Origin of the sequence: Pseudoalteromonas sp. T1lg22 (assembly GCF_002964645.1) — a bacterium.
In the GTDB taxonomy this organism is placed as follows: Bacteria; Pseudomonadota; Gammaproteobacteria; order Enterobacterales; family Alteromonadaceae; genus Pseudoalteromonas.
Genome location: NZ_PQBY01000027.1, coordinates 151,671 through 177,815 on the forward strand (window position 1 = coordinate 151,671; position 26,145 = coordinate 177,815).

A 26,145-nucleotide genomic window follows, 5' to 3' on the forward strand; every position below is an offset into this window, starting at 1 on the left:
TAATATCCGCCCTAACCTAAAGGTGAATGGAGCTTTTCTCTTTTGCTTGTTAAACTGCACCGCAGTGACAGCAGATGTCGGTCTATTTAGGTGGATTTTTTTGCCTAGGCCGATAATACACAACGATAAATTAGGACACAAAATGACCTCGAAAATCATTTACACCAAGACTGATGAGGCGCCAGCTCTGGCTACCTATTCTTTGCTTCCTGTAATCGAAGCAGTTTCAAAAGTTGCTGGTATCGATGTAGAAACTCGCGATATCTCTCTTGCCGGCCGTATTATTGCCCTATTCCCTGAGTTTTTAAACGAAGACCAGCGTATCGGTGATGCCCTTGCCGAGCTAGGTGAATTGGCTAAAACACCAGAAGCAAACATCATCAAGCTTCCTAATATCAGTGCATCAGTACCGCAGCTTAAAGCGGCGATTAAAGAATTGCAGGCCCAGGGTTATGCCCTTCCTAACTACCCTGATGAGCCTAAAAACGAGCAAGAAGAAGATATCAAAGCCCGTTACGACAAGGTTAAAGGCAGCGCCGTAAACCCGGTATTACGTGAAGGTAACTCAGACCGTCGCGCGCCAGCGTCGGTAAAAGCCTATGCCCGTAAAAACCCTCATTCAATGGGTGAGTGGAGCAAGGACTCGCAATCTAGCGTTGTATCAATGACAGACGGCGACTTCTTCGGCTCAGAAAAGTCTGTAACTGTAGAAAAAGCGACCAGCGTACGCATCGAGCATGTGGCTGATAACGGTGACATCACGGTATTGAAGCCAGAAGTAAAACTACTAGACGGCGAGATCATCGACGGTTCTTGCATGAGCGTATCTAAGCTACAGGCCTTTATTGCCGAGCAAATCGATGCAGCTAAAGCACAAGGCGTGTTGTTCTCATTGCATATGAAAGCAACCATGATGAAGGTGTCAGACCCAATCATCTTCGGTCACGCAGTAAAAGTATTCTACAAAGACGTATTCGCTAAGCACGGCGCCCTATTTGAAGAGCTAGGTGTAGACGTAAATAACGGTCTTGGCGATGTATACGCTCGTATTGAAGGCCTAGACGAAGCCAAGCGCAAAGAAATCGAAGCCGACATCATGGCGGTATACGAGCAGCGCCCAGCGGTAGCCATGGTAGACTCAGACCGCGGCATCACTAACTTGCACGTACCAAGCGATGTGATCATCGATGCGTCAATGCCTGCGGCCATTCGTTCTTCTGGTCAAATGTGGAACGCCGACGGTCAGCTACAAGACACTGCTTTCGTAATTCCAGACCGTAGCTACTCTGGCGTATACGATGCGACTGTTGAGTTCTGTAAAGAGCACGGCGCATTCAACCCAAGCACCATGGGCAGCGTACCAAACGTAGGTCTGATGGCACAAAAAGCCGAAGAATACGGTTCACACGACAAGACGTTTGAAATCAAGAGCGCGGGTAAAGTACGCGTTGTTGATGCAAATGACACTGTGCTTATCGAGCATGATGTTGAAGCCGGTGATATCTGGCGTATGTGTCAGGTGAAAGATGCACCTATCCAAGACTGGGTTAAACTGGCCGTAAATCGTGCCCGTGCCACTAACACTCCTGCGGTATTCTGGTTAAACGAAGCCCGCGCACACGATGCCGAGCTTATCAAAAAGGTTAACGCCTACTTGCCAGAGCACGACACCAGTGGCCTGGAAATCCTAATCCTAGACCCAATTGCTGCAACCAAGTTCTCACTTGAGCGTATCAAAGAAGGTCAGGACACTATTTCAGTAACAGGTAACGTACTACGTGACTACCTAACTGACTTGTTCCCAATTCTTGAGCTGGGCACGAGTGCGAAAATGCTGTCTATCGTTCCTCTTATGAACGGTGGTGGCCTATTCGAAACCGGCGCTGGCGGTAGTGCTCCTAAGCACGTACAGCAGTTCCAAAAAGAAAACCACTTACGTTGGGATTCTCTAGGTGAGTTCCTTGCCCTTGCCGCATCTTACGAGCACCTAAGTGCCCGTACTAACAACGCCAAAGCGCAGGTACTTGCTGATACATTGGATCAAGCAACGGCTAAGTTCCTTGACGAGAACAAGTCACCTTCACGTAAAGTGGGTGAAATTGATAACCGTGGCAGCCACTTCTTCCTGACCTTGTTCTGGGCTGAAGCACTTGCTGCACAAGACGCTGATGCGGATCTTAAAGCACGTTTCACCGAGGTAGCAGCGCTACTTCGCGAGAATGAGCAAACCATCATCAAGGAACTAAACGACGCACAAGGTCCAAGCATGGATATCGGCGGTTACTACCAGCCAAATGAAGAGCTTGCGTTCAAAGCTATGCGTCCAAGCAATACTTTCAATGCGATTCTTGCTAAACTAGCTTAATCGTATCGAATGCAATATCAAGGCATCCAATCGGGTGCCTTTTTTATTTTTACTCCATGACAAAAAAGCCAAATAACACACGCTCACGCCCCTTTTCAGGTAAACCAGCGGATAAAACCCGATTTAAGCGTAAACCCGCCAAGCCCAGCCTGCCGCCACAGCAAGTTAAGGTGGTTTTATTCAATAAACCCTATGATGTGCTGTGCCAGTTTACCGATGATGCCAACCGTCGTACCTTGGCCGATTACATAGACATCAAGCAGGTTTATGCCGCAGGTCGTCTCGACCGCGACTCCGAAGGTCTGTTGCTTTTGACCAACTGCGGTAAGTTGCAGCACCAGCTCGCCAACCCCAAGAAAAATACCTATAAAACGTATTGGGTTCAGGTAGAAGGTGCTCTCAGTGATGCTGCCTTGCACGCTTTACAACAAGGCGTTGAACTCAATGATGGCATGACCCTGCCCGCCAAAGTCAAGATCATCGACGAGCCACAAGGACTTTGGCCGCGCACGCCGCCAATACGCGAGCGTAAGAATATCCCCACCACCTGGCTTGAAATTCAGATCCGAGAAGGTCGCAACCGCCAGGTGCGACGCATGACCGCCCATGTCGGCTACCCGACCCTGCGGCTCATTCGCGCCGCCATAGGTAGCTATCGCTTGGGCGATTTACAAAGCGGCCAGTACCGTTTGGAGAAAAAGCATGTATAGACCTAATGTTACCGTCGCCATGGTGTTAAAAAGTGGCGAGCGTTATTTGATGGTGCAAGAACGTGACAAACTAAGCGGCGAAGTGGTTTTTAATCAACCGGCCGGGCATTTGGAAGAAAATGAATCTCTCCTTCAAGCCTGTACCCGCGAGCTTTATGAGGAAACCGGGATCACAGCTGCGCCCTTAGGTCTGGTGGGTATTTACAGTTTGCAGGCAAAAAATGGTGTCCATTATCTGCGCTTTTGCTTTTATGGCGAGCTGGAACAGTGTCTTGAACCCAAGCCGCAGGACGCGGATATCATGGCTTGTCACTGGTTAACACATGAAGAAATCCAATCTCTGGCGCTTCGCTCCGAGTTAGTCCGCCAATGCATTGATGATTCCCAATCACGGCCCTTGATCCCCCTGAGCCATTTAAGCTATCAAGTGGGTTAACAAGCCCACCTTGCCACTTCAAGCCCTTGGGTAAGCGTGATATAATTCGCGCCTTTAAAGCCAAGTGATGTGAAAATTCAGTTCCTATGAGCGATAACAGCCAAATTAAAGTAATCGTCGGCATGTCCGGTGGTGTTGACTCATCCGTATCCGCTTACCTGTTAAAAGAGCAAGGCTATCAAGTCGAAGGCCTGTTTATGAAAAACTGGGAAGAAGACGACAACGATGAATATTGTGCCGCTGCAGAAGATCTGAAAGACGCACAAATGGTCTGTGAAAAGTTAGGAATCGAATTACACACGGTTAACTTTGCCGCCGAATACTGGGATAACGTGTTCGAGTACTTCCTTGCCGAATACAAGGCAGGACGTACCCCCAACCCGGATATTATGTGTAACAAGGAAATCAAATTTAAAGCCTTTTTAGAGTTTGCCGCCGAAGCCTTGGGCGCCGACTATATCGCCACCGGCCACTATGTGCGCCGTGAAGAGCGCGATGGTAAGTTCGCCATGCTCCGCGGTGAGGACGACAACAAGGATCAAAGTTACTTCCTGTACACCCTAAGCCATGAGCATATCGCCCAAACCCTGTTCCCAGTGGGGGAATTACCTAAGCCGCAGGTACGTGAAATCGCCGAGCAACAAGGCTTAGTGACCCACGATAAAAAAGACAGTACCGGTATCTGTTTTATCGGCGAGCGTAAGTTTAAAGACTTTTTACAACGTTACCTTCCAGCCCAACCCGGTGTAATCGAAGACACGGATGGCAACGAGGTGGGTGAACACGAAGGTTTGATGTATCACACCCTAGGTCAGCGTAAGGGCCTGCATATCGGCGGTCTAAAAGAAGGCTCTGGCGAGCCTTGGTATGTGGTCGACAAAGACATAGAGCGCAATGTGCTGGTTGTAGGTCAGGGTAAAGACCACCCTCGCCTGTATAGCAATGGCCTTAATGCAGATCAGCTGCATTGGGTTGACCGCGTTGGTCCTAAAGGCACGGCACGCGTTACGGTGAAAACCCGTTATCGTCAGCACGACATCCCTTGTACTTTATTAGTTGGCCAAGACGGCGTTGCTCGCGTGCTCTTCGATGAGCCGCAAAAGGCGGTAACTCCAGGTCAATCAGCGGTATTTTACGACGGCGATGTCTGCCTTGGTGGCGGTATTATCGACTCGGTGATCCGCTAGTATGAACGCCAATCAAGTGATGGCCCTGGCGGCCATGTGCCAAGTAGCCCTGCAGGTGCAAAAGCTGGCCAAATACGGCCAGTCACAACAGCATGAAATTGAGCCGCTGCTCAATTCCTTGTTAGCGACCGATGCCGACAATGCCGAGCAAATTTACGGCAGCAGTCGTAATCTTCATTCCGGCTATCGCGCCCTGGTTTCTCAGTTAAGCCCGGGCAGTGATAAAAACGTCGAGCTGGTCAAATACGTCGGTGGCTTAATTCAACTTGAACGCATCCTGAGCAGCAAGCCGCAAGCCCTGGCCGAGCTTGGCCGCGATATAGACCTGGTAAAAAATAAATTAAACCACTTAGACCTGCTTGATGAGTCTATTATTGCCGCCTTTGCCGATACCTATGCCCGCATCATCAGTCCGCTTGGGCAGCGCATTCAGGTATTCGGTCAACCGGCACTATTAAAACAAAGCAGCATTCAAAACCGTATTCGCGCCCTGCTCTTGGCAGGCATACGCGCGGCGGTGCTATGGCGTCAGGTCGGTGGTAAACGCCGCCACTTTATATTTGCCAAACGCAAAATATTGGCCTTAGCTAAAGAACACATTTAAACCCCGGCTTGTGAGTTATTGGCTTGCAAGCAAATAAAAGATAATCGTTCAACGTAACTTAGGAGTTAATATGGAGCTTTCAGCGTTAACCGCGATCTCTCCGGTAGATGGGCGCTACGGTAGTAAGACAACTGAACTACGTAGCATTTTTAGTGAATTTGGTCTGATCAAATACCGCGTACAGGTAGAAGTACGTTGGTTACAAGCCCTCGCCGAGGCCAAGGAAATTGCAGAAGTTCCAGCGTTAAGCGCAGAAGCCAATGCCCTGCTTGATAGCATAGTTGCAAACTTTAGCGAAGCCGATGCGGCCCGCGTTAAAGAAATTGAACGCACCACCAACCACGACGTAAAAGCGGTTGAATACCTTCTAAAAGAAAAAGTGGCCGATAACGCCGAGCTTAATGCCGTTAACGAGTTTATCCACTTCGCCTGTACCTCTGAAGATATCAATAACCTGTCACACGGCCTAATGCTAAGCGAAGCGCGCGATACCGTATTGCTTCCTTACATGGATCAGTTACTTGACGCAGTTAAAGAAAAAGCTGTTGAATACAAGTCAATCGCCATGATGACACGTACTCACGGTCAGCCTGCTTCACCTTCAACCATGGGTAAAGAGTTTGCCAACGTGTACATGCGTCTTAAGCGCCAGCGCGATCAGGTTGCTCAAGTAAGCATGCTAGGTAAAATCAACGGTGCCGTTGGTAACTATAACGCTCACCTAAGCGCCTACCCTGACTACGACTGGCACACACATGCAGAAAAGTTTGTTACCAGCCTAGGTCTTACTTTTAACCCGTTTACCACGCAAATCGAACCACACGACTACATCGCCGAGTTGTTCGATGCGGTAGCGCGTTTCAACACCATTCTTATCGACTTCGATCGTGACGTTTGGGGTTACATTGCTCTTAACCACTTTAAGCAAAAGACCATTGCCGGCGAAATCGGTTCATCAACCATGCCGCACAAGGTTAACCCGATCGACTTCGAAAACTCAGAAGGTAACCTGGGTCTGGCCAATGCGATTTTCGCTCACCTGGCGCAAAAGCTTCCAATTTCACGCTGGCAGCGCGACCTAACCGACTCAACGGTTCTACGTAACCTGGGTGTTGGCATGGGTTATACCCTTATCGCTTATCAAGCGACCCTAAAAGGGATCAGCAAGCTTGAAGTAAATGCCGACCGTTTACTTGCCGAACTTGATCAGAACTGGGAGCTGCTTGCAGAGCCAATTCAAACGGTAATGCGTAAGTACGGTATCGAAAAGCCGTATGAAAAGCTAAAAGAGCTGACTCGCGGTAAGCGTGTTGATCAGGTGGCTATGGCCGAGTTTATCGACACCCTTGAACTACCAGCAGAAGTTAAAGCGCAATTAAAAGAGCTAAGCCCAGCCAACTACATTGGCCGCGCCGTTGAGTTCATTGATAACCTTTAATTTTCAGCACTAGAATATGCTTTAAAGCGAAAGATGCAGCCAAAAGCGCAGCTCTTTCGCTTTTTTTATACCAATTCTGTTAAGTAAGTAAATTGGTATTATAGGAGTAACCATGTACAGCCTAACAATAAACGAGCTCAGCAAGGCGCAATTTTTAGCGCAATACTGGCAGAAACAACCCCTACTCATTAAGGGCGGCTTTAAAAATTTTGTTGACCCGATCGATGCAGAAGAACTCGCCGGTCTGGCAATGGAAGAAGGTATAGAGTCGCGTATCGTCACTAATAGCGACGGTTGGCAATGTGCCAATGGCCCTTTTGAAGACTTCAGCACCCTAGGCGAAGAGCACTCTACCCTGTTGGTACAGGCGGTCGACCATTGGCACCCTGATGCTGCCGAGCTGGTTGAGCCATTTCGTTTTATTCCCAATTGGCGCATTGATGACTTGATGGTGAGCTATTCCACCCCGGGCGGCGGTGTGGGCCCGCACATAGATCAGTATGATGTGTTCATTATTCAAGGTTCGGGTAAACGTCATTGGCGAGTTGGTCAGGTTGATAAAAGCGTACAACAATTTAGTGCCAATAAAGGCCTGCTCCAGGTTGGCCCTTTTACTGCGGTTATCGATGTCGAGCTAGAGCCCGGTGATATTCTCTATATTCCGCCTAATGCGCCGCACGAAGGGTATGCCATTGAACCATCGCTAAACTATTCAATTGGTTTTAGAGCGCCGAATCAAACGGATCTGCTCTCTGCATTCGCCGACCACCTCATTGACCATGACCTAGGGCAAGCGCGTTATGGTGATGAGCAGCTAACGGAGCGCCCCAGTCGCGGTGAACTAACCGGTGATGAAATCGCTCGCTTGCGTCAATTAATGATTGCCGCCATTGACGACGACAGCACCTTCTTGCGCTTTATCAGCGAAAGTCTCAGTGAGCCTAAACATGATAAGGACTTATTGCCCTTAGATGAGCCGCTAGAAGAACACCAGGTAATGGATTTCCTTAGTGATTATCCCCTTTTACACAAGGCCGGAGGTCTGAGATCTCTGTACGTAAAACAGCAAGATGCCGTTATCCTTGCCGTTGAAGGCCACAGCTTTTGCCTGCCAATCAATCACTTGGAAACCGTAAAACTATTATGTGATGAGCAAAGCATAGCTACCCATGTGCTGGCAATGAATACAAGCTGTTTACTTTTCAGGCAGACATTAGCTACACTGATCAAAGAAGGTTATTGGTTTGCAGATTAGGAGGGGTTATGCCTTATCGGATCCACCAAGTCGACTGGGGGTCTCAAGATAGCCCGATACGCCAAATACGTGAGCGAGTCTTTGTTTTCGAATTAAACATTCCCAAAAGTGTTGAATTTGACGAGCGCGACAATAATGCCCTGCATTTTGTCGCCTATGATGAAAACGGGACTCCTGTTGCTACTGCACGCCTATGTCAAGACGGCCTTTTAGGCCGTCTTGCCGTCCTTCCAGACCATCGTAACCCCAGCATCTATACAGAAATACTCAAATACGTACTGATCAACGCCAGCAATTGCGGCTTTAAGTCCATATGTATTAATTGTGTGCTCGATGAGGTAGAGCGCTTTAAGCAGAAAGGCTTTTCGCCTTGTGGCTGTGTGTTTATGGAGGCTGGCATTCCAAGACAGCGCCTGGAATGCCCGGTGTCACGCTGTGACAGTAGTCCTTTTACTATGGTTCATTAGCCCATAGTTCTTGTTTTTCGTATAGCTCATAAAGGCCATGTGCACGGTTTATCAGCAGTTGAGCAAAGTCGTGCTGAGTTTTATCTAGACGTGGGCTATTAAGCAATTGATCCGCTTTAAGCTGCCATTGCAGTGAGAAATGACGAATTGCCTCGCGAGCCGAGCCAGCGGCTGACACTTCAATATGATCGACTGGTAACTGACCTGTGATCACCCAATAACTTTTGCCATCTTGCGCCTTAAACTTCCACACCGCACAAAGTGGTGCTAAGAAGCGACTGTCTTTTTCTACCAAAGTTTTTGGCATGATGCCTTTTTCGGCTAAATGCTTTTGCGCAGCTTCAAAACCTTGACGTTGGAAAGCGCGAATTAGTTGTTCTTGTTGTGCTAATTGTTCTTGTTGTTGCGACATAATACTACTTCTATTGTTGTTGCTAGGGTCACTTTACGAAGAAGCGCCCTGCCTTGCAAGCCCTAAAGGATACAAAGCAGGAGTTTAGTTTTGTGAGGGTTAGTTGCCCAATACCTTGGCGGGGTCAATCTTTGCCGCCTGCCAGGCGGGATAAATAGAGGCTAACACTGTGATCACTAAGGTAATGGCCGCCAGCAGAGCGATATCCTGCCAATGAATTTGCGCTGGCAAAAAGTCAATAAAATAGACGCCGGCCAGCTTATTTTCACCGATAAAATCGCTCCAGAGCACAAAAATATCCGTGATGTTGAGTGCCAACAAAACACCAACCAAGGCGCCAATCAAGGTCGCTATCACGGCGGAAACTACCCCCTGAAGCATAAAGGCGAGCATAATGATCACATCACTGGCGCCCATGGTGCGTAAGATGGCAATGGCACTTTGCTTCTCTTTTACTTCCATAAACAGCGAAGAAATAATATTAAAGCTGGCCACGGCTATGATCAAAAAAACGCTTAAATAAACTATGGTGCGCACCATTTGAATATCCTGATACAGGCCGCCCTGAGTGCGAACCCAGCTGTTCACATAGACATAGTCATCGAGGGAGCGACCAATACGCATAGACTCGCTCTGGGCACTAAATACATCATCCAGGGTAATGCGCAATCCGGTGACCTGATCCTCTGTAAAAGCAAACGCCTGCTGCAAAGCGGTCAAAGGCAAATAAACTTGCAGTTTATCCAGCGGTCCATGGCTTTGAATTAACCCTGCAACCTGCACATTTAAGCGTATCGGCGCGCTTAGGGCATCGCTGGGGTTATTAATATCCGTCATCAAGAGCGTCAGGCTATCGCCGCGCTCAAGCCCCAGCGCCTTGGCCAGTTGGGCGCCGATAATCGCCTCATTGGCATCTAACTCCGTCAGTTTTTTACCACTTATAAAGTCATCGACTTTGGATACCCTGGTTTCAAGTTCGGGCACTACTCCCCTAACCTGAGCCGCTTCGAGCCTACCGCGATATTGCGCCATGGCATTGACGGCAATAAAAGGCGCCGCCGCAACTACATTGTCTTGTCGCTCCAGGCGTTGCTGCTTTTGCGGCCACTGCTCAATAGGCCTGTCCGCGGCCACATACTCTACATGGGGCACCAGGGCTAACAAGCGCTCGACCAATTGCTGCTGAAAACCGTTCACCACGGACAGCGCCAAAATAAGTACGGCGACACCAAGAATAATACCCAGGCTTGAGCTGCGGGCCATAAAGCCCATAAAACCGCTATTACGCTGAGATTTACGAAAACGCTGCGCCAGTAGCAAACTTAAGGACATGGCCTTCATAGTACATGAGCCTCGGACCTTTGCGGATTCAATACGCCCTCATCCAAGACCACGGTACGGGTAAGGCGACTGGCCAAATCAAGATCATGGGTCACCACCACAAAGCTAGTGCCCAAATCCTGCTGCAATTCCATCAACAAGGCGAAGATACGCTGGGCATTGTGTTTATCCAGGTTACCCGTCGGCTCATCGGCCAGCACCAGATCCGGTCCACTCACCACGGCACGGGCAATAGCCACACGCTGGCGCTCGCCACCGGACAGTTTTGCCGGTTTATGCTGGGCGCGATGGGTCAGTCCCACCTTCTCCAGCATGACTTTCGCTTTTTGTTCGGCCTCTTTGGCATCCATTCCCGCTATCAGCAAGGGCATGGCCACGTTCTCAAGTGCCGTAAACTCCATCAGCAGATGGTGAAACTGATAGATAAAGCCCAAATGCTTGTTTCGAAACTGTGCCTGTTGCTTACGCGTCAGCTTGGCCACCTCGGTATTGCAAATTTCCAAGCTACCCTGCGTGGGTTTATCCAAGGTGCCAAGAATATGCAATAAGGTACTTTTACCCGAGCCGGAAGAGCCGACTATAGCAACGCTTTCACCGCGCTCAACGGTTAAATCTATGCCCTTAAGCACCTCAATTTGCTCCGCCGCATCGCTGTAAACCTTGGTCAATCCCTGACAACTAATTACCTTACTACTCATACCTTAACACCTCTGCTGGACGCACCTCGGCGGCCTTTTTCGCTGGATACAAGGTGGCGACAAAACTCATCACCACGGCCCCAAGTACAATTAGCATTAGATTGCCATAGGACACCACTACCGGTAGCTCTTGTTGACCAAATAAATGCAAACCGACCGCCGCCAAAATGGCATTGAGGTTAAAAACCACCAACACAGCTAAAACCGCGCCTATCACGCTGCCGACCACACCGTTATATAAACCCTGTATCATAAAAATTCTGGCAATTTGGCTGTGATCTAACCCTAGGGTCTGCAAAATTGCCACCTCGCCTTGTTTCTCCCTCACCATCATGGTTAAAGAGGATAAAATGTTGAACACGGCGACCATAAATATCAGCCCCAAAAGCAGGCTCATAATGCGTTTTTCCATCGCCACCGCAGCAAATAAGCTGCCCTGACTCTGCCGCCAGTCTGTGACGCCCTGACGCTGTTGCTCATTTAAGCGTGACAGCACCAATTCGCTGTTAAAAGCATCGCTCAGGCTTACTTCAATGGGCGCATCATCGGCATTTTTTATACGCAATAAGCGCTGCAGTGACTCTCCTGAGGTAAACAGGGTATGCATATCCAACTCTGAGCCGGTGCGGTAGATCACAGCTACGGTAAATAATCGCTGCGCCGGTATACGCCCCATGGGGGTATAGGTAGTCACACTGGGAATGGTCACGCGCAGCGTATCGCCGACGCCCACATCCAACGTACGGGCCAAATAACGACTGATGGCAATCTGATAGCGCTCGTTATAGAGGCTCTTCAAGCTACCCACTTCGATATTCTCAACCACATTATCCGGTAAGCTTAGATAAGGCGCTTGCAAGAGTACGCCCTGAATATCGGCGGCGCTTTGCACTATGGCCTGAGCCTGATGATAACGCTTGATCGAGCTGACTTCCGGCTGCGCTTTTAAATCTGCGATCAACTCTTGCTGCGCCTGGGGCTCTCGCTCGGCCATAGTAAATTGCAAATGAGGGATCATCGACAGCATGGTGCGTTTTAGGTTGTTTTCAAAGCCATCCATTACCGACATCACGGTAAACAAGGCGGTGATCCCCAGGGCAATACCGGCAATGGAAAAAAACGAGACAAAGGAGACAAACGCACTGCCTTTAGATAAGCGCGAGTAGCGTAGACCAATAAATAAACTGACAGGCTTATACATCAACAGCTTAAAATAAAACGAAATTGTCACGATGCTAACACAGGGACGCGGTCATGGGTATGCTCAGCACTTCCGGTAGGCGAATTTATCGCCCGAGCCCAAGGTCGTAACTGGCCCCTAGCCTATCGCTTAGATGCTCGGCAAGATAATCCATCAGCGCCTTGGTGGCATTGGCCTGGTATAAATTAGCCGGGGTAATGGCTGAGATGGGCTCTTTGCGAATTGCAAAACTGTGCAGCACCTCTTTAAGCTGGCCCTGTTGCAGCGCCGGTTGCACATAATAATCCGGCAGTTGTACCAACCCCAAGCCACGCATGGCCGCATCCGCCAAGGCCCAACCGCTGTTACAGCGTAATTTGGTCTTGGCTATTTTTACATGCCTAAAGCGCCCATCTTCTTGAAATCGCCAGGTGTCGGCATGGCCGAGAAGGCATTGATGATGAGCAAGCTCACTCAATACATAAGGCTGGCCGTATTCGTTTAAGTATTCAGGTGACGCACAGACTATTACCGCCCTTGATGCCAGTCGACGTGCTTTAAGATTCGAGTCCGCAAGCTCACCGATACGTATAGCCAGGTCTATATGCTCACCAATTAAGTCCATGGTTTGATTACTCAAGATCATGGTGACGCTGACCTTAGGGTAAAGGGCCATATATTCGTGCACCAGGGGCATAATAAATTGCTCGCCAAACATTACAGGTGCGGTGATCCTCAATTGCCCACTGGGCTGGGCCTGCTGCTGTTGCAGCGCCCACTCCCCTTGCTCAAGTACGCTCTGTGCCTTTTTGGCATGGTGCAAAAGCAACTCACCTTGTTGCGTCAACACCACCTTACGGGTGCTGCGAATAAAAAGTTGAGTATTGTAATACTCCTCCAGGGCACTGATTGAACGACTGATATGGGCCACCGAGGTGCCTATTTGCCGTGCCGCGGCGGTAAAGGATTGAGCTTGCGCCGCAGCAATAAATTCCGGCATGCCTTGCCAACGCATTATTACCTCTGTGTAAAAGTATATTAATTCCAGTTAAAACTTAACATATTGTGTAATAATTTCACCTCATTTCATAAGAAGAGATCCATGGTTATGGCTGAATTTATTAAATCAAAAGCCGCCGTTGCTTGGGGCCCTAAGCAACCACTTAAAATTGAAGAAGTCGATGTGATGATGCCGAAAGCCGGCGAAGTGCTGGTAAAGATCCATGCCACCGGCGTGTGTCATACCGATGCTTTTACCCTCTCTGGTGAAGACCCTGAAGGCATCTTCCCTGCCATCCTAGGCCATGAAGGCGGTGGTGTAGTTGAAGCCATAGGCGAAGGCGTGACCAGTGTAGCCGTGGGTGACCATGTTATTCCTCTTTACACCCCGGAATGTGGCGAGTGTAAGTTCTGTACCTCGGGTAAAACCAACCTGTGTCAGAAAATTCGTGAAACCCAGGGTAAAGGCCTGATGCCAGACGGCACCACACGTTTTTATAAAGACGGTGAGCCAATTTATCACTACATGGGCTGTTCAACCTTCTCCGAGTACACGGTTCTGCCTGAAATTTCCCTCGCCAAGGTGAATAAAGAAGCGCCTTTGGAAGAAGTCTGTCTATTAGGTTGTGGTGTTACTACCGGCATGGGCGCTGTGCTTAATACCGCCAAAGTGCAGCCTGGTGACACAGTCGCTATCTTTGGTTTGGGCGGCATTGGTCTGTCGGCCATTATCGGCGCTAAAATGGCCGGTGCCGGTCGCATTATCGGTATCGACATCAACGAAAGTAAGTTTGAGCTGGCGAAGAAACTTGGCGCTACCGACCTTATCAACTCCAATGATTACGATAAACCAATCCAGGAAGTGATCGTTGAGATGACAGATGGTGGTGTTGATTATTCATTCGAGTGCATCGGTAATGTCAATGTGATGCGCAGCGCCTTGGAATGTTGTCATAAGGGCTGGGGTGAGTCTGTGATTATCGGTGTTGCCGGTGCCGGTCAGGAAATCTCAACACGTCCATTCCAGCTTGTAACAGGCCGTGTATGGCGCGGCACCGCCTTTGGTGGCGTAAAAGGTCGCTCAGAGCTGCCAGAAATCGTAGAGCGTTACCTAAATAACGAGTTCGCTCTGAATGACTTTATTACTCATACCATGCCTCTTGAAGACATCAACGAGGCGTTCGAGCTGATGCACGCGGGTAAGAGTATTCGCAGCGTGATCCATTACGATAAGTAAGGGGGCGATATGAGCCTGGAATTAATTGCCAATAATAAGGTACACGGCGGCTGGCATAAGCGTTACAGCCACAAATCCGCGGTGAATAACTGCACCATGACCTTTGCCATCTTTTTGCCCCCGGGCGTGGATGAAACCGCAAAGGCACCTGTGCTGTATTGGCTGTCGGGTTTAACCTGCACCGATGAAAACTTTATGCAAAAAGCGGCGGCCTTTAAAACCGCCGCCGAGCTCGGCATTATTCTTGTAGCACCAGACACCAGCCCACGTGGCGAGGGTGTTGCCGATGATCCCGAGGGCAATTACGACTTCGGTTTAGGTGCCGGCTTTTACGTTAACGCCACCGAAGAGCCTTATAAGCAGCACTACCAAATGTATGACTACATTTGCTCTGAGCTGCCGGCACTGATAGATGAGCACTTTCCCAGTAATGGTAAAAAGGCCATAAGCGGCCATTCCATGGGTGGTCATGGTGCTTTGGTTTTAGGTTTACGTAATCTTGGCCAATACACAAGTGTTAGTGCCTTTGCTCCTATAACCAACCCGCTTAGCTGCCCTTGGGGTGAAAAAGCCTTTAGTGGTTATTTGGGTAAAGACAGGGAGAGTTGGAAGGCCTATGACAGCTGTGAGCTACTCAGCCATACCCCAGTGGATAAATGCCCGCCGCTGCTGGTCAGCCAGGGCATGAGTGACACCTTTTTGGAAAGCCAGCTGCGACCGGAGCGTTTAATCGCCGCGGCAGAGCAAGCCGATGTCTCTCTTTGCCTAGAGCAGCACCCTGGTTACGATCATAGTTACTTTTTTATCAGTAGCTTTATCGACCAGCACTTGCACTTCCATGCACAATACTTAGGCTAAGGGAAAGCCCTTAGGGCCGGCCCTTACAGATAACAAAAAGCCCCGCTGATGCGGGGCTTTTTTCATTCTTTCACGACCAGCTTATTTGGTCATGTCGCTGTACGGATTGGCAATATCCAGACGAACTGGCTTATCAAAGCCCGGGATCTGCATCTGCTCGGTATCAAAGCTGATAGCATTTTCGTCGATAAGACCTTCACCAAAACGATAGATAAGTGAAAACTCGCCGCGTTGCGCCTGTTCAAAATAAACCTGCTGTTGCGCTGCTGTATCTTTAAAGGCCACTTCATGCTCCGCGATTGCAGCATCGCCATGACGAGCAGCCAACATGCGTTTAGTCACACTTGGGCTGAGCACAGGCGCGGTGGCGTTGTTACCACCAAAGCCTTTAGAGTTAATAAAGGCCACATCCTGAGGGGCACATTGATAATGCTCCAGGCTGATATTAAGACGAGCGTTAAATACATCGTCCGCCACCTTATCTATGGTGGTTACACCCGGCATGATGTTGTCGCTAAACACACCCAGGGCAAAGGCAAGCTGATCGCCACTGGCTGGTGCTATGGTGTGGCCAACAAAAGCTTTTGGCGCCACAACCGGCCAATTGTTAATGTCATAAGCAGTAGCGATACGGTCGTAAATCGCCGACTCGGTCACACGGTTTTGTGGTGTGCTCGAACCATGGGCGAGAATAAAGCTGCGCTCACTGATGGCTTCATCGCCAACAATGGCTTGTGCCAATGCCACGGCTTTGGCCATAGTGATATAGTTACCCGGACCCGGTGCGGTAATAGACTTCTTAAAACCATCGGCATTAACAAACACATCCGGCACACTGCCAAGAATGTCAGCGCCTAATTCCAACGCTAAGGCGTCGTCCATTAATATGGTCACCTGAGCGCCCTCACCTATGGTGAAACCACAGTTTTCGCCAAATGGACGCGAGGTACGGCGGTAATCCACTTCATCGCTGCCATCAAGTTTTTTCAGGTTATCGTCGTTGGCCAAGGCGCCCATATTACCGAAGCCTTCAATAATCTCCGGCTCGATGGCACATTCGCTTGAAGCCACGATAGCAACACGAGTACGACCAGCCTTAATGTCGTGTACCGCAGCACGCAGGTTATACAAAAAGGTGGCACAAGCACCTGAGGTGGTAAAAGTGGTACCCACGTTACCGGTGACATAGGCATTGATAAAGTCGGTAGACATGGTATTAAGACCCAGCGCCAGCTGTTTGGTGCTCACACGGTCACCTTGCAGACGCGCTTTAAACAGACCGCCCAGACCTTCGCTATTCACCTGACCGGCCACAGACGCACTGTAGGTACCGATTTGATCCGGCTCCACCGAGTTCATCACCTTTTGCCAATCCAGACCGCTGGCATGAATCGCATCACTGGCAGCAAAAATGGTGGCTTGCAGACCACGCGGCTGATAACGGCTGTTATACATTTGCGATGGGTCAAAACCGGTAGGCAATTGACCAGCAGCCTTGATCGGGTTGTCACGGTAACTGTCGAGCTTAACCTCAAAATCACCACAAATGGTTACTTCAACCTGGCCTTTTTCCAGCTCGGTGACTTGCCAATTACTTGGGATAGGCTCAGGTAGCTGACGCTTACGGGTGGTAAAGCTGATAGGCGCACTGGCCTGGGCTACCAATTTTTGGTGCGAATGAGTGGCGTCAACGTCGAAGAAACGCTCTTCGATACGACGAATTAGGGTACCAGCTAGGATCTGCTCGCCCAGTTGCGCTTCAACATTGTCGGCTGTGATGGCAACGCCATCCTTGCTCAGCAATTGTCCCTGCTCGTCACTTACCAGATTCATTAAACTGGCCAGGCCTAATAGGGTTTCTTGGCGCTGTGCTAATGGCAAGGCGTCGAGTACCACACGGCGGAAACCCTGGTTAAATGACGTGCGCCCGGCGGCATTAATACCACCCATGGCAACAATTACAGGTAATGCACTCATAACAACTCATTCTTTTACTTTGGAAATTGTCCCTAGTGTAAGTGGAACACAGCGGTCGATATGTGTTTTAATGGCCATATATTTATCAAATACGGCCAAATTTAAATGGTCGGATCTTTTATGAAGCCATTTAACGTATTAATAGCCCTGTATCCACAAATGCTGGCCACCAGCCTGACCCTGCCTTTTGAGATGCTCCACGCCGGTTATGCCTTTGCACGGCGCCATAGCAAGGAAGCACCGAAACTCTGCCTGCAGTTGATGGCACAAACCACTGAGCCGGTTCTCGCCCACAGTGGCCTGCCCTTCACCGCCAACGTCGGATTAGATGCACTAGATACCTGTGATCTGCTTATTTTACCCAGCCTGTGGCGCAACCCGCGTCCGGTATTGAGAAAACAAGAGGGTATGATTCAGGCGCTGGCCAAGCTCGACCCAAAACGCTGCGCCATGATAGGCGTTGGCACCGGCAACTGCTTTCTCGCCGAGGCCAAATTGCTCGACGGCCACCCGGCAACCACCCATTGGCATTATGCCGATCAGTTTAAGCGCGATTACCCCAAAGTTGAGCTAAAGCCCGAGTACTTTATTACTCAGGCCGAGGGGCTTTATTGTGTCGCCAGCCTCAATGCCTTAGCCGACGTGATAGTGCATATCCTTGAGAATCTCTATGGCCGCGAATGTGCCCTGCATGTGCAGCGCAACTTCTCCCATGAGGTACGAAAACCCTATGAGCAACAGCGCTACCTAGAAGGTATGAATGAACGTCACCCCGATGAGCTTATCGCCCAGGTTCAGTTTTGGCTGAAGAATAACCTGAGCGCGGAACTGAGTATTGCCGACATAGCCAGTCAATTTGCCATCTCACAGCGCACCCTGACGCGGCGCTTTAAACAGGCCACCGGCCTAAGTCCGAATCAATATTGGCGCAAGCTTAAGGTACAGGCCGGGCAAGAGTTGCTCGCCAACTCCAACCTCAGCATTAACGATATCGCTTTGGAGCTGGGCTTTAACCATCAGGCACTGCTCAATAAGCTGTTTGCCCAGGAGCTAGGACAAAGCCCAAGTGAGTACCGCACCCTGGTGCGTAAAAAGCTCTTTAGCAGCGACAGTGATTAGGGTCTGTTGACCTTTGTTGTTTGTTTCTGCAGCAGTTTGTAGTGAATTTATACAAGGCGGCACATGTGTGGTGTAGTTATTCTACATAAGCATGTAACAACACAGTAGAAATGCACTACAAGCGCTGCCCTACGGGTTCATCTAAACGCATCCTGCTCTGTGTTACTCGCTATGAACATAGAATGACTATGCACCATAACGAGCGTCGTGATCAGAATGCGTTTAGATTGAACATAAAGTAAACCGCAAAGATAAACAGACCCTGGCCCAAGCATTATTGCGCTCTATTGCGCTTGGGTACGGGCAAGATATTGGGCCCGGGGTACAAATTCCAACACTGTGGCATTAATGCAATAGCGTGGTTTGCCTCCCGGCCCCTCGTTGGCAAAGACATGCCCCAAGTGAATACCTGAGGATTTAGAGCGAATTTCCACGCGGCGCATGCCATAACTGTTGTCTTGATGACGGGTTACCTGCCCCGCCACGGGTTTGGTAAATGACAACCAGCCAGTGCCGGAATTAAAACGGTCTTTGGTATCGAATAGAGGTGCACCGGAGAGTTTGTCTATAAACACACCGTCCGGTGTATTTTTAAAGATTTCATATTCCTTACAAAAGCGATTATCCGTGCCCTTGTTAAAGGCGACCCGATAGGCCTCGGTGTCTCCTAGTTTGAACGCGCCCAGCGCCTTATAAAACAGACCCGGTTCCATGTACCCCTGATAACCCGCCACTTCCTTGCCGTTTTCTAAAAATAAGATGGTCGGCGTCGCAAAAGTGGGTGTGGTCACGCTTAGGCCATCAAGCTGTGACGCATAGCGCATATGTACCTCGATAGAGCCTTGATAGTCATTCAGTACATCCGCCTTAAGTTTCTCACAGTACGGGCAATAGGCACGGGCATCGAGCATGACAATATGCTTACCCTTTAACAGCGGCGTATTATCTAACCGAGATTCTTCTTGCTTTGCAAAACGAACGCCGGTGGAATGATCTGGGCAATAGCCATTAGGGTTTTTGCGAAGATAGTCCTGATGATAATTTTCGGCAGGATGGAATTTATCCAGCGGTTTGATAACCGTCGCTATCTGGCCATAACCGGCCGGGGTTAATAATTTTTGATACTGACTCTGTATCTTAACGGCAATACCCTGCTGCGTTTCATCGTAGGTAAGTATGGTCGAGCGATACTGGGTGCCCCTATCATTGCCCTGACGATTAACCTGGGTAGGGTCATGTTGTTCAAAGTAGAACTGGAGGATTTGCTCTAAGCTGACGACATTGGCATTAAAGGTCACGCGTACCACTTCGGCATAGTTATTTTCATCAAAACGACGTTTTCTGGCGATGATGTTCTTATAAGTGGGTTTAAATCCGCGTCCATCTGCATAACCCGACTCGGCGTTGAGCACCCCAGGTAAGGCTTCAAAACGCTTTTCAACGCCCCAAAAACACCCAGCCCCGAGCACAATTTGTTGCGTCGCGTTGGTCATTTGCGCCTTATCGGCGCCAAGCAAGCCGCTTGAGCTTAGCCCAAGAAACAGTGAAATCGCGCATAAAAACAACTTGTTAAACATAATAACCCCGATAGACTGTAGAGATAAGAAGATATTCGGCGATATCAATGCAGGTCTCATATTTCCCCTGCACCTGTTTATTAGACCGTACCCAGGCTTATAATTATTCACACAGCCCAGAGCTAAGCCGTAACACCAGAATTAAGGATCAGCTTGCTATGACTTCAGCCTTGCCGGCGCCGCATTTTTATCAAATCGATAACGCCACCCTGGTATTGGACGCCAGTCCTATTAGCGCGCTCGATAAGGCGCAAAAACAGCGTATGATAAATGCCTTGGCCCGCCAGTTGCTGCTACAGCCTGATTATGTAGATGTAGTCAGTGCCGATCAAACCTTGACCCTGTATGGCCGCAGTCATCTCGAATTAGAGAGGGTGCAAAAACACTTGCTGCTGATATGGCAGCAATTTGATGAAGATAGCAGTCAAAGCCAGTTTCATGAGATCAAGGTGCAATACGGTGGCAAACACGGCTTGGATCTCGCCTCGGTAGCTAAGAGTTGTGGCCTTAGCGAGCGCGAGGTCATAAATATTCACACCAGTGGGCTTTATACCGTGGACTTTATCGGCTTTCAGCCCGGCTTTGCCTACATCAGCGGCCTGGACTCGCGCCTGCACCTGCCACGTTTGGCTACACCCCGTACCTTAGTGCCCAAAGGCAGCGTTGCCATCGCCGCAGATAAAACCGCCATCTATCCTGCTAACTCTCCTGGTGGCTGGCATATTCTCGGCCACACAGAGCAGACGCTGTTTGACCCAAGTAAACAGCCACCGGCATTATTCGCCCCTGGCGATACCCTGCGCTTTGTGGAGGCTTAGTCCATGTTGACCATCATTAAGCCCGGACCCCAGCTAACTATTCAAGACCTTGGCCGCTTTGGTCACCGTCACTTAGGCGTATCCCAGTGCGGCGCCCTTGATAGCGATGCCCTGCGGGTTGCCAATCTATTGGTAGGCAATAACGAAGATGCTGCCGCGTTAGAGATCACCCTGGGCATGGCCAAGCTGCGTTTTGAACGACCGTGCTGCTTTGCTCTTAGCGGCGCCGATATGAGCGCTAATTTAAACGGGAGGCGCATAGAAACCGGCTGGTGTTACCGGGCTGAAGCTGGGCAAACCCTCACCTTTGCCTCCTCGTCTCTGAACCTGCGCTGCTATTTAGCCATAAGCGGTGGTTTTGCTTTAGAGCCGGTCTTGGGCAGTTGTAGCACGGATTGCATGGCCGGATTCGGCGGCCTGGATGGGCACGCTCTTAAGGAAGGACAACAAGTTGCTTTCGCCACCAGCAAATTTGAGTGGCTTAATTGGGGAGCCAAGTTACCCAGGCGCCAAGGCCCAATCCATTATATTGCCGAGCCCAGAGAATTTGGCTTAGCAGCAAAACTTAAACTCGCGTTTAGCGAGGCAACTTGGCAGGTATCGGCGCAAAGCAACCGCATGGGGTTACGCCTGCAGGCAGAGCCAACCAGCGCGGACCTTGACGAGTCCATTAGCCATGCTTTAAGCATTAAAAGCACGGCGGTGGCACCGGGTAGTATACAACTGCCGCCAAGCGGCGAGCCCATAGTCCTGTTAAATGATTGCCAAACCACCGGCGGCTATCCGCTGTTGGGTCAGGTGCTCGCCGCAGATCTGCCGCGCTTAGGGCAACTCAGGGGTGGCCACAGCGTCACCTTTACCCCGGTGACCCTGGCTCAGGCGCGACAATTGAATCAACAACATCAGAACGAGCTTAATCGCCTACGTTTGGCCATGCGCTATCGCCGCGAGTCTAGTTAAAACGCTCAAAAGCTTATTTGAGTTATTCATTCTATTTTTGTGATTGCATTAATCATATAAACCCATTTTATCTATCAATATGCCTGACTAATAATAAACGGACTTGAACTGGAGATTTAGAGAATTAGTCATGAAGAAAACAGCCACTTTCGCAACCATGCATTTCGCCATTGCCTTTGGTGTAACCTACCTATTAACCGGTAGCCTGGTGCTTGGAGGCCTGGTCGCCATTGTCGAGCCGGCGGTTAATACAGTGGCATTTTACTTCCACGAGAAAGCCTGGGGACTGGTTGAGCGTAAGCACGCTATGAATGCAGAAGACACAAGTGTGCTGCTTGCTTAAAGCAGCGTCTCTTGTCTAAAACACTCAATGCTAAGGGTTTGAAACGCAGGAAGCGTAGGTAGTATAGCTCGGGAATAAGTGGGGGTTGTCGCTCGTGCTGTTCGGTTCACTGGTGCTCACATAGCCATAACCGAGATCCACGTCGTAATAGTAAGCATCATCAGCTGTCACCGACCAGTAAGTGCCATCGGTTGGCCAACCGCGTGCACTAAACATATTACCGTAACTGTCATATAAACCCATTAACTCTTCTAGCGTTGGTAATCGCCAGTTGGTTCGCCCTCCGAGACTTTGGGAATTATAGGTATTACACAGTGCCTTTGCATTGCTCCAGTTGAATAGGTAGAAAGTGCCGGATGGTCCCCGCGTGCCATCCACAGTCCAAGTTGGGTGTGTTGGATGTGTTGGACTTCCTCCAATACCGTCTAGGTAAGCCACTGATGGTGAGTTAGTAAACAATTTTCCACTGCCCGTATCGAAGACATCAATACAGCTATTTGCGAGAGAAGCGCACTTGTTGGAGCCACTGGCTGCAGTACTCAATACAAGTGCTATTACTGCGATTAATTTAAGTTTCATGTGTCTCTGCATTTAGTTAGTCCAGCACAAGGCTCTTTATTCTCTATCTAATTAAACATTGCCGCAGCCAATTCAGGCTTAACGCCGTGGTAAGCAGCGTCTATACGTGCAGCGAATAGATGCCGATTGCTTGTTCTTTATTTGGGATGTCCAATGTATTTGGCACTTTCCTTAAAAGCCTTGCCCCAGCACGTTCAACTATTTTAATGCTGGCAAAATTGTTTTCTAGACACTGGAATTCAATGGTTCGCACACCCAGCTCAGTCGCTAAGTAGGGGATCATCACCGCTAAGATTTGCCCAACCACCCTATTGCCTCGGGCGTTGTCGGCAAGCCAGTAACCGAGTTCACATACTCCCTTATCAGGGTCAATATATTTAACACCAAAGACACCACTGAATTGGTTGTGAAACTGAATCGAGAACCACTGCGCCCCATCTAAGCCACTATTCAAGCGGCTTTCTATATAAGCCCTCGCACTGGCACTATCCAGGACGCTTTTTTCCCACGCCATATATTGCGATAGGTTTGCTCTACTTAGCTCAACCGCCTCATAAAGTCGTGGCGCATCTGTAACGCTTAAATGATTAAGATGTATGTTATTCGATATCTTTAGGAACATGGAGCCTCTTTTTATAGGGATAACGCTCCGCTCACTGGACCATGCGGAGCGGCTGAAATTTGTGATAAAGTGAACGAAGTGAGCCACAAATTTTTGCCGCGTAGCATGGGTCCACGTGCAGCGGCTTGTTATGCAAATTTCGACTCATAGCGTGACTCAACATTTACGCCTAAACAGTCTTTAAGTGACCCTACAACTAAATCCCGAACTCTTTCTAGCTCTATTTTATTCTCAACTTCAGAAGAAAATATCATAAACTTACGTTCCCTGTCGTAACAGGTAACATGGAGCGTATAATCTCCGACAACAGGGTCATCACAGAAAACATCAATTGCGCATCGGGTTTTTCCGTTACTAAACCAAATGAACCAGCCCCAGTCTTCCTGATCGTCTTGAATATCTAAGTAGTTTGATCTGACACCAGGCAGCAGGAGATCAACAATGATGTCCCCGCCATAGCAGCACTCATTGAAATAATTATCTTCGTCGCCAAAGTCGAGCTTTTTTGTAAATTTTAATTCGTATGGCAATTTAATCTATTCCAAAATACAGAATCAGAGCGAAGGTTTAGTTTCGTGCATAACATGTTTATAACGAGCTAAACGCGCGTTTTTCTACCACAGCTTTGCTCGTTTTTGTCCTTTCTCTATTGATAACAAATTCTTGTAGCCCTTACTAGTGCGGAACTCAAAGCTGGTAGCTTCAAATAGCAGTCCGACAAAAAGAAGCGACTGGGTCGTTTTCTTGACTATACACGCAACCTAATAATTACTGTATTTATACACAGCGTTCAATTACTCAAGATGAAAGCACCTTCACTCTAGTTAAATAACATCTCAGCTTATCTGCTGACTCGGCAGTATCTATTGACAACAATTACGACAGAGCAATATTTTCCCAGTGGTGAAATGCGCCTTCTTATCCCACCAATAACCAGTTAAATAAAACCAAATACCCCCATCTATAGCCTGCGCTTATTTGGTGCAAGCAAACGTCCACCCTCCTAATGGGCACAATGAGTACGGCACGTAATAAGACCGCTTTTCCCATAAAATGGCGATAGCAGCTCGGAGATTGACCGCCCAAAACCCACCTTAGTGCATAAGGGTGAAATCGCGCACTAAATTGGCGCATAAAAAATTCAAAAACAACCTAGCCAAGCATGTGACTTGGCATATTTTTTCTGCTACAACAAAAGCTCGAGATAGGAATGAGGAAAACAAATATGTGTTCAATTTTTGCGGTGCTCGATATCAAGTCCAGTATTGCGCAATTGCGCGAGCAAGCCATAGACATGTCGAAACTGTTGCGCCACCGCGGCCCGGACTGGTCCGGCGTTTATACCGGCGATAAGGCCATTTTAGTGCATGAGCGTCTGGCGATCGTTGGCGTACAAAGCGGTGCACAGCCGCTGTTTAATAAAGCCGGCAACCATGTGTTGGCGGTCAATGGCGAAATCTATAACCATCAGCAACTCGCCGATGCCCTGACCATAGACTACGAATTTCAAACCCAGAGCGATTGTGAGGTGATCCTCGCCCTGTACGAAGAAAAAGGCAGTGCCTTTCTCGACGAGCTCAACGGTATTTTTGCCTTTTGCCTGTACGATGAAGAAAAGGATAAATACCTGATTGGCCGCGACCATATCGGCATTATCCCCCTTTATACCGGCCGCGACGAACATGGCAATTTCTATGTGGCCAGTGAGCTCAAGGCGCTGACGCCAATATGTAACCACATTGAGGAGTTCCCTCCGGGTCATTTCCTTGATAGCGAGGTGGGCGAATACCAGCGCTATTATCACAGAGACTGGCAAGAATATTCCGCGGTTAAAGACAATGATGCCGAGCCGGAAACCCTTAAACATGCCCTGGAGGCTGCGGTAAAACGCCAGCTGATGTGCGATGTGCCCTATGGGGTTTTATTGTCAGGGGGGCTGGACTCTTCGCTTATCTCCGCCATTACTCAAAAATTTGCCGCCAAGCGCATTGAGGATAACGATGCCAGCGATGCCTGGTGGCCAAAGTTGCACTCCTTTTCCATCGGCCTTGAAGGCTCGCCTGATCTTACCGCCGCCGATAAGGTTGCCGAGCATATCGGTACCATTCACCACCCCATTCACTTTACCGTGCAGCAAGGAATAGACGCCATTAAGGAGGTCATCTACCATCTGGAGACCTATGATGTCACCACGGTGCGCGCCTCTACCCCCATGTACCTGATGGCCCGTCACATTAAGGCCATGGGCATTAAAATGGTGCTCTCCGGCGAAGGCGCCGATGAACTCTTTGGCGGCTATCTGTATTTCCATAAGGCCCCCAATGCCGAGGAATTCCATGACGAATTAAACCGCAAGGTGGCCAAGCTGCATATGTTCGATTGCCTGCGCGCCAATAAATCCATGGCCGCCTGGGGCGTCGAGGCGCGAGTGCCGTTTTTAGACAAGGAATTTATCGATATCGCCATGCGCATTAATCCAGAGGCAAAAATGTGTAAGGACGGGCGCATCGAAAAGCACATTATTCGTGAAGCTTTCGATGGCTATCTGCCGGACGAGGTGCTGTGGCGACAAAAAGAGCAGTTCTCCGATGGCGTTGGCTATAACTGGATAGACTCACTTAAAGCCTACGTCGAAGAGCAGGTATCGGACCGGGATATGCAAAACGCCCACTTTAAATTTCCGCTCAATACCCCGGATAGCAAAGAGGCGTATTTTTATCGCAATATCTTCGAGCAACACTTCCCCGGCGGGGTTGCGACCTTGTGTGTGCCCCACGGCAAATCGGTGGCCTGCTCTACCCCGCAAGCTCTGGCCTGGGATGCGTCATTTCAAACCAATGCCGACCCCTCGGGGCGGGCCGCCAGTATTCACCAGTCTGCCTACTCGACCGAGAGCTAAGCCTAACCTTTAGGGCGCGACCTAGTCTGCGCCCACTTTCCTCTTTTACTAAAGCGCCACCAGA

General features: G+C 49.3%; 25 protein-coding genes. 15 read left to right on the forward strand and 10 right to left on the reverse strand.

Annotation, left to right across the window (positions count from 1 at the left end; all coding sequences use genetic code 11):
* Positions 1-142: 142 nt before the first annotated feature.
* From C2M24_RS15170 to C2M24_RS15205, 8 genes are all read left to right on the forward strand, one after another.
* Complete coding sequence (locus tag C2M24_RS15170) at positions 143-2,365, forward strand: NADP-dependent isocitrate dehydrogenase (RefSeq protein ID WP_105198937.1); 2,223 nt, start codon at positions 143-145, stop codon at positions 2,363-2,365.
* Positions 2,366-2,421: 56 nt separating this feature from the next.
* Positions 2,422-3,075: an rRNA large subunit pseudouridine synthase E gene (locus tag C2M24_RS15175; protein ID WP_105216013.1), complete on the forward strand. Its 654-nt coding sequence runs from the start codon at positions 2,422-2,424 to the stop codon at positions 3,073-3,075.
* Complete coding sequence (locus C2M24_RS15180; protein WP_105216015.1) at positions 3,068-3,511, forward strand: NUDIX hydrolase; 444 nt, start codon at positions 3,068-3,070, stop codon at positions 3,509-3,511. Before C2M24_RS15175 ends, C2M24_RS15180 begins: the two co-directional genes overlap by 8 nt.
* A gap of 86 nt (positions 3,512-3,597) precedes the next feature.
* Positions 3,598-4,698 carry a tRNA 2-thiouridine(34) synthase MnmA gene (gene mnmA / locus C2M24_RS15185; RefSeq protein WP_105198934.1) on the forward strand — a complete coding sequence of 367 codons (1,101 nt, stop codon included), beginning with the start codon at positions 3,598-3,600 and terminating at the stop codon, positions 4,696-4,698.
* Position 4,699: 1 nt separating this feature from the next.
* Positions 4,700-5,302, forward strand: coding sequence for a high frequency lysogenization protein HflD (gene hflD, locus C2M24_RS15190; protein ID WP_105198933.1), 603 nt, complete (start codon positions 4,700-4,702; stop codon positions 5,300-5,302).
* Positions 5,303-5,372: 70 nt separating this feature from the next.
* On the forward strand, positions 5,373-6,740 hold the full coding sequence (gene purB / locus C2M24_RS15195; protein WP_105198932.1) for an adenylosuccinate lyase: 1,368 nt from the start codon (positions 5,373-5,375) through the stop codon (positions 6,738-6,740).
* Between the two features lie 112 nt (positions 6,741-6,852).
* Positions 6,853-7,995 carry a cupin domain-containing protein gene (locus C2M24_RS15200; protein WP_105216017.1) on the forward strand — a complete coding sequence of 381 codons (1,143 nt, stop codon included), beginning with the start codon at positions 6,853-6,855 and terminating at the stop codon, positions 7,993-7,995.
* Positions 7,996-8,003: 8 nt separating this feature from the next.
* Positions 8,004-8,462 (forward strand): GNAT family N-acetyltransferase, encoded by a 459-nt coding sequence (locus tag C2M24_RS15205; protein ID WP_105216019.1) that lies wholly within the window; start codon positions 8,004-8,006, stop codon positions 8,460-8,462.
* On the opposite strand, the gene C2M24_RS15210 is transcribed toward C2M24_RS15205, so the two are convergent.
* The 5 genes from C2M24_RS15210 to C2M24_RS15230 form a co-directional block, all read right to left on the reverse strand.
* A complete protein-coding gene (locus tag C2M24_RS15210) occupies positions 8,449-8,874 on the reverse strand; it encodes a DUF4826 family protein (protein ID WP_105198929.1) in 426 nt (141 codons plus the stop codon). The genes C2M24_RS15205 and C2M24_RS15210 overlap by 14 nt on opposite strands.
* Before the next feature lie 99 nt (positions 8,875-8,973).
* A complete protein-coding gene (locus C2M24_RS15215; RefSeq protein WP_105216175.1) occupies positions 8,974-10,206 on the reverse strand; it encodes a lipoprotein-releasing ABC transporter permease subunit in 1,233 nt (410 codons plus the stop codon).
* Between the two features lie 5 nt (positions 10,207-10,211).
* Complete coding sequence (gene lolD, locus C2M24_RS15220) at positions 10,212-10,913, reverse strand: lipoprotein-releasing ABC transporter ATP-binding protein LolD (protein ID WP_105216021.1); 702 nt, start codon at positions 10,911-10,913, stop codon at positions 10,212-10,214.
* Positions 10,906-12,114, reverse strand: a complete 1,209-nt coding sequence (locus C2M24_RS15225) for a lipoprotein-releasing ABC transporter permease subunit (RefSeq protein WP_105216023.1) — start codon at positions 12,112-12,114, stop codon at positions 10,906-10,908. The genes lolD and C2M24_RS15225 overlap by 8 nt, the downstream gene beginning before the upstream one ends.
* A gap of 85 nt (positions 12,115-12,199) precedes the next feature.
* Positions 12,200-13,108, reverse strand: a complete 909-nt coding sequence (locus tag C2M24_RS15230) for a LysR substrate-binding domain-containing protein (RefSeq protein WP_199775733.1) — start codon at positions 13,106-13,108, stop codon at positions 12,200-12,202.
* Between the two features lie 93 nt (positions 13,109-13,201).
* Between C2M24_RS15230 and C2M24_RS15235 the strand changes: the two genes are divergently transcribed.
* Positions 13,202-14,329: an S-(hydroxymethyl)glutathione dehydrogenase/class III alcohol dehydrogenase gene (locus tag C2M24_RS15235; RefSeq protein ID WP_233997887.1), complete on the forward strand. Its 1,128-nt coding sequence runs from the start codon at positions 13,202-13,204 to the stop codon at positions 14,327-14,329.
* Between the two features lie 9 nt (positions 14,330-14,338).
* Positions 14,339-15,187, forward strand: a complete 849-nt coding sequence (gene fghA, locus C2M24_RS15240; protein WP_105216025.1) for an S-formylglutathione hydrolase — start codon at positions 14,339-14,341, stop codon at positions 15,185-15,187.
* Between the two features lie 81 nt (positions 15,188-15,268).
* On the opposite strand, the gene C2M24_RS15245 is transcribed toward fghA, so the two are convergent.
* Positions 15,269-17,164, reverse strand: coding sequence for a beta-ketoacyl synthase (locus C2M24_RS15245; protein WP_105216027.1), 1,896 nt, complete (start codon positions 17,162-17,164; stop codon positions 15,269-15,271).
* A 120-nt stretch (positions 17,165-17,284) separates the two neighbouring features.
* Between C2M24_RS15245 and C2M24_RS15250 the strand changes: the two genes are divergently transcribed.
* Positions 17,285-18,283, forward strand: coding sequence for a GlxA family transcriptional regulator (locus tag C2M24_RS15250; protein ID WP_233999562.1), 999 nt, complete (start codon positions 17,285-17,287; stop codon positions 18,281-18,283).
* 284 nt (positions 18,284-18,567) lie between these two features.
* Here C2M24_RS15250 and msrA read toward each other — a convergent pair whose 3' ends face one another.
* Positions 18,568-19,860: a peptide-methionine (S)-S-oxide reductase MsrA gene (gene msrA / locus C2M24_RS15255; protein WP_105216031.1), complete on the reverse strand. Its 1,293-nt coding sequence runs from the start codon at positions 19,858-19,860 to the stop codon at positions 18,568-18,570.
* A 158-nt stretch (positions 19,861-20,018) separates the two neighbouring features.
* On the opposite strand from msrA, the gene pxpB reads away from it, so the two are divergent.
* The 3 genes from pxpB (at position 20,019) to C2M24_RS15270 (ending at position 21,981) form a co-directional block, all read left to right on the forward strand.
* A complete protein-coding gene (gene pxpB / locus C2M24_RS15260) occupies positions 20,019-20,678 on the forward strand; it encodes a 5-oxoprolinase subunit PxpB (protein WP_158683790.1) in 660 nt (219 codons plus the stop codon).
* Between the two features lie 3 nt (positions 20,679-20,681).
* Complete coding sequence (locus C2M24_RS15265) at positions 20,682-21,638, forward strand: biotin-dependent carboxyltransferase family protein (protein ID WP_105216035.1); 957 nt, start codon at positions 20,682-20,684, stop codon at positions 21,636-21,638.
* 130 nt (positions 21,639-21,768) lie between these two features.
* On the forward strand, positions 21,769-21,981 hold the full coding sequence (locus tag C2M24_RS15270; RefSeq protein ID WP_105216037.1) for a DUF2061 domain-containing protein: 213 nt from the start codon (positions 21,769-21,771) through the stop codon (positions 21,979-21,981).
* 30 nt (positions 21,982-22,011) lie between these two features.
* Here the strand turns inward: C2M24_RS15270 and C2M24_RS15275 are convergent, their stop codons facing one another.
* The 3 genes from C2M24_RS15275 to C2M24_RS15285 form a co-directional block, all read right to left on the reverse strand.
* Positions 22,012-22,560, reverse strand: a complete 549-nt coding sequence (locus C2M24_RS15275; RefSeq protein WP_233999563.1) for an Lcl C-terminal domain-containing protein — start codon at positions 22,558-22,560, stop codon at positions 22,012-22,014.
* A 100-nt stretch (positions 22,561-22,660) separates the two neighbouring features.
* Complete coding sequence (locus C2M24_RS15280) at positions 22,661-23,182, reverse strand: GNAT family N-acetyltransferase (RefSeq protein WP_105216041.1); 522 nt, start codon at positions 23,180-23,182, stop codon at positions 22,661-22,663.
* A 128-nt stretch (positions 23,183-23,310) separates the two neighbouring features.
* On the reverse strand, positions 23,311-23,712 hold the full coding sequence (locus C2M24_RS15285) for a hypothetical protein (RefSeq protein ID WP_105216043.1): 402 nt from the start codon (positions 23,710-23,712) through the stop codon (positions 23,311-23,313).
* Between the two features lie 695 nt (positions 23,713-24,407).
* On the opposite strand from C2M24_RS15285, the gene asnB reads away from it, so the two are divergent.
* Complete coding sequence (gene asnB, locus C2M24_RS15290) at positions 24,408-26,081, forward strand: asparagine synthase B (protein ID WP_105216045.1); 1,674 nt, start codon at positions 24,408-24,410, stop codon at positions 26,079-26,081.
* Positions 26,082-26,145: the final 64 nt, after the last annotated feature.

Bases quoted from the DNA above. Each gene is read 5' to 3' on its own strand.
- pxpB (WP_158683790.1), top strand. From the start codon at position 20,019: ATGACTTCAGCCTTGCCGGCGCCGCATTTTTATCAAATCGATAACGCC.
- C2M24_RS15205 (WP_105216019.1), top strand. From the start codon at position 8,004: ATGCCTTATCGGATCCACCAAGTCGACTGGGGGTCTCAAGATAGCCCG.
- hflD (WP_105198933.1), top strand. From the start codon at position 4,700: ATGAACGCCAATCAAGTGATGGCCCTGGCGGCCATGTGCCAAGTAGCC.
- mnmA (WP_105198934.1), top strand. From the start codon at position 3,598: ATGAGCGATAACAGCCAAATTAAAGTAATCGTCGGCATGTCCGGTGGT.
- purB (WP_105198932.1), top strand. From the start codon at position 5,373: ATGGAGCTTTCAGCGTTAACCGCGATCTCTCCGGTAGATGGGCGCTAC.
- lolD (WP_105216021.1), bottom strand. From the start codon at position 10,913: ATGAGTAGTAAGGTAATTAGTTGTCAGGGATTGACCAAGGTTTACAGC.
- msrA (WP_105216031.1), bottom strand. From the start codon at position 19,860: ATGTTTAACAAGTTGTTTTTATGCGCGATTTCACTGTTTCTTGGGCTA.
- C2M24_RS15245 (WP_105216027.1), bottom strand. From the start codon at position 17,164: ATGAGTGCATTACCTGTAATTGTTGCCATGGGTGGTATTAATGCCGCC.
- C2M24_RS15265 (WP_105216035.1), top strand. From the start codon at position 20,682: ATGTTGACCATCATTAAGCCCGGACCCCAGCTAACTATTCAAGACCTT.
- C2M24_RS15175 (WP_105216013.1), top strand. From the start codon at position 2,422: ATGACAAAAAAGCCAAATAACACACGCTCACGCCCCTTTTCAGGTAAA.
- C2M24_RS15200 (WP_105216017.1), top strand. From the start codon at position 6,853: ATGTACAGCCTAACAATAAACGAGCTCAGCAAGGCGCAATTTTTAGCG.
- asnB (WP_105216045.1), top strand. From the start codon at position 24,408: ATGTGTTCAATTTTTGCGGTGCTCGATATCAAGTCCAGTATTGCGCAA.
- C2M24_RS15170 (WP_105198937.1), top strand. From the start codon at position 143: ATGACCTCGAAAATCATTTACACCAAGACTGATGAGGCGCCAGCTCTG.
- C2M24_RS15270 (WP_105216037.1), top strand. From the start codon at position 21,769: ATGAAGAAAACAGCCACTTTCGCAACCATGCATTTCGCCATTGCCTTT.
- C2M24_RS15180 (WP_105216015.1), top strand. From the start codon at position 3,068: ATGTATAGACCTAATGTTACCGTCGCCATGGTGTTAAAAAGTGGCGAG.
- C2M24_RS15235 (WP_233997887.1), top strand. From the start codon at position 13,202: ATGGCTGAATTTATTAAATCAAAAGCCGCCGTTGCTTGGGGCCCTAAG.
- C2M24_RS15215 (WP_105216175.1), bottom strand. From the start codon at position 10,206: ATGTCCTTAAGTTTGCTACTGGCGCAGCGTTTTCGTAAATCTCAGCGT.
- C2M24_RS15225 (WP_105216023.1), bottom strand. From the start codon at position 12,114: ATGTATAAGCCTGTCAGTTTATTTATTGGTCTACGCTACTCGCGCTTA.
- C2M24_RS15230 (WP_199775733.1), bottom strand. From the start codon at position 13,108: ATGCGTTGGCAAGGCATGCCGGAATTTATTGCTGCGGCGCAAGCTCAA.
- C2M24_RS15250 (WP_233999562.1), top strand. From the start codon at position 17,285: ATGAAGCCATTTAACGTATTAATAGCCCTGTATCCACAAATGCTGGCC.
- C2M24_RS15280 (WP_105216041.1), bottom strand. From the start codon at position 23,182: ATGTTCCTAAAGATATCGAATAACATACATCTTAATCATTTAAGCGTT.
- fghA (WP_105216025.1), top strand. From the start codon at position 14,339: ATGAGCCTGGAATTAATTGCCAATAATAAGGTACACGGCGGCTGGCAT.
- C2M24_RS15210 (WP_105198929.1), bottom strand. From the start codon at position 8,874: ATGTCGCAACAACAAGAACAATTAGCACAACAAGAACAACTAATTCGC.
- C2M24_RS15275 (WP_233999563.1), bottom strand. From the start codon at position 22,560: ATGAAACTTAAATTAATCGCAGTAATAGCACTTGTATTGAGTACTGCA.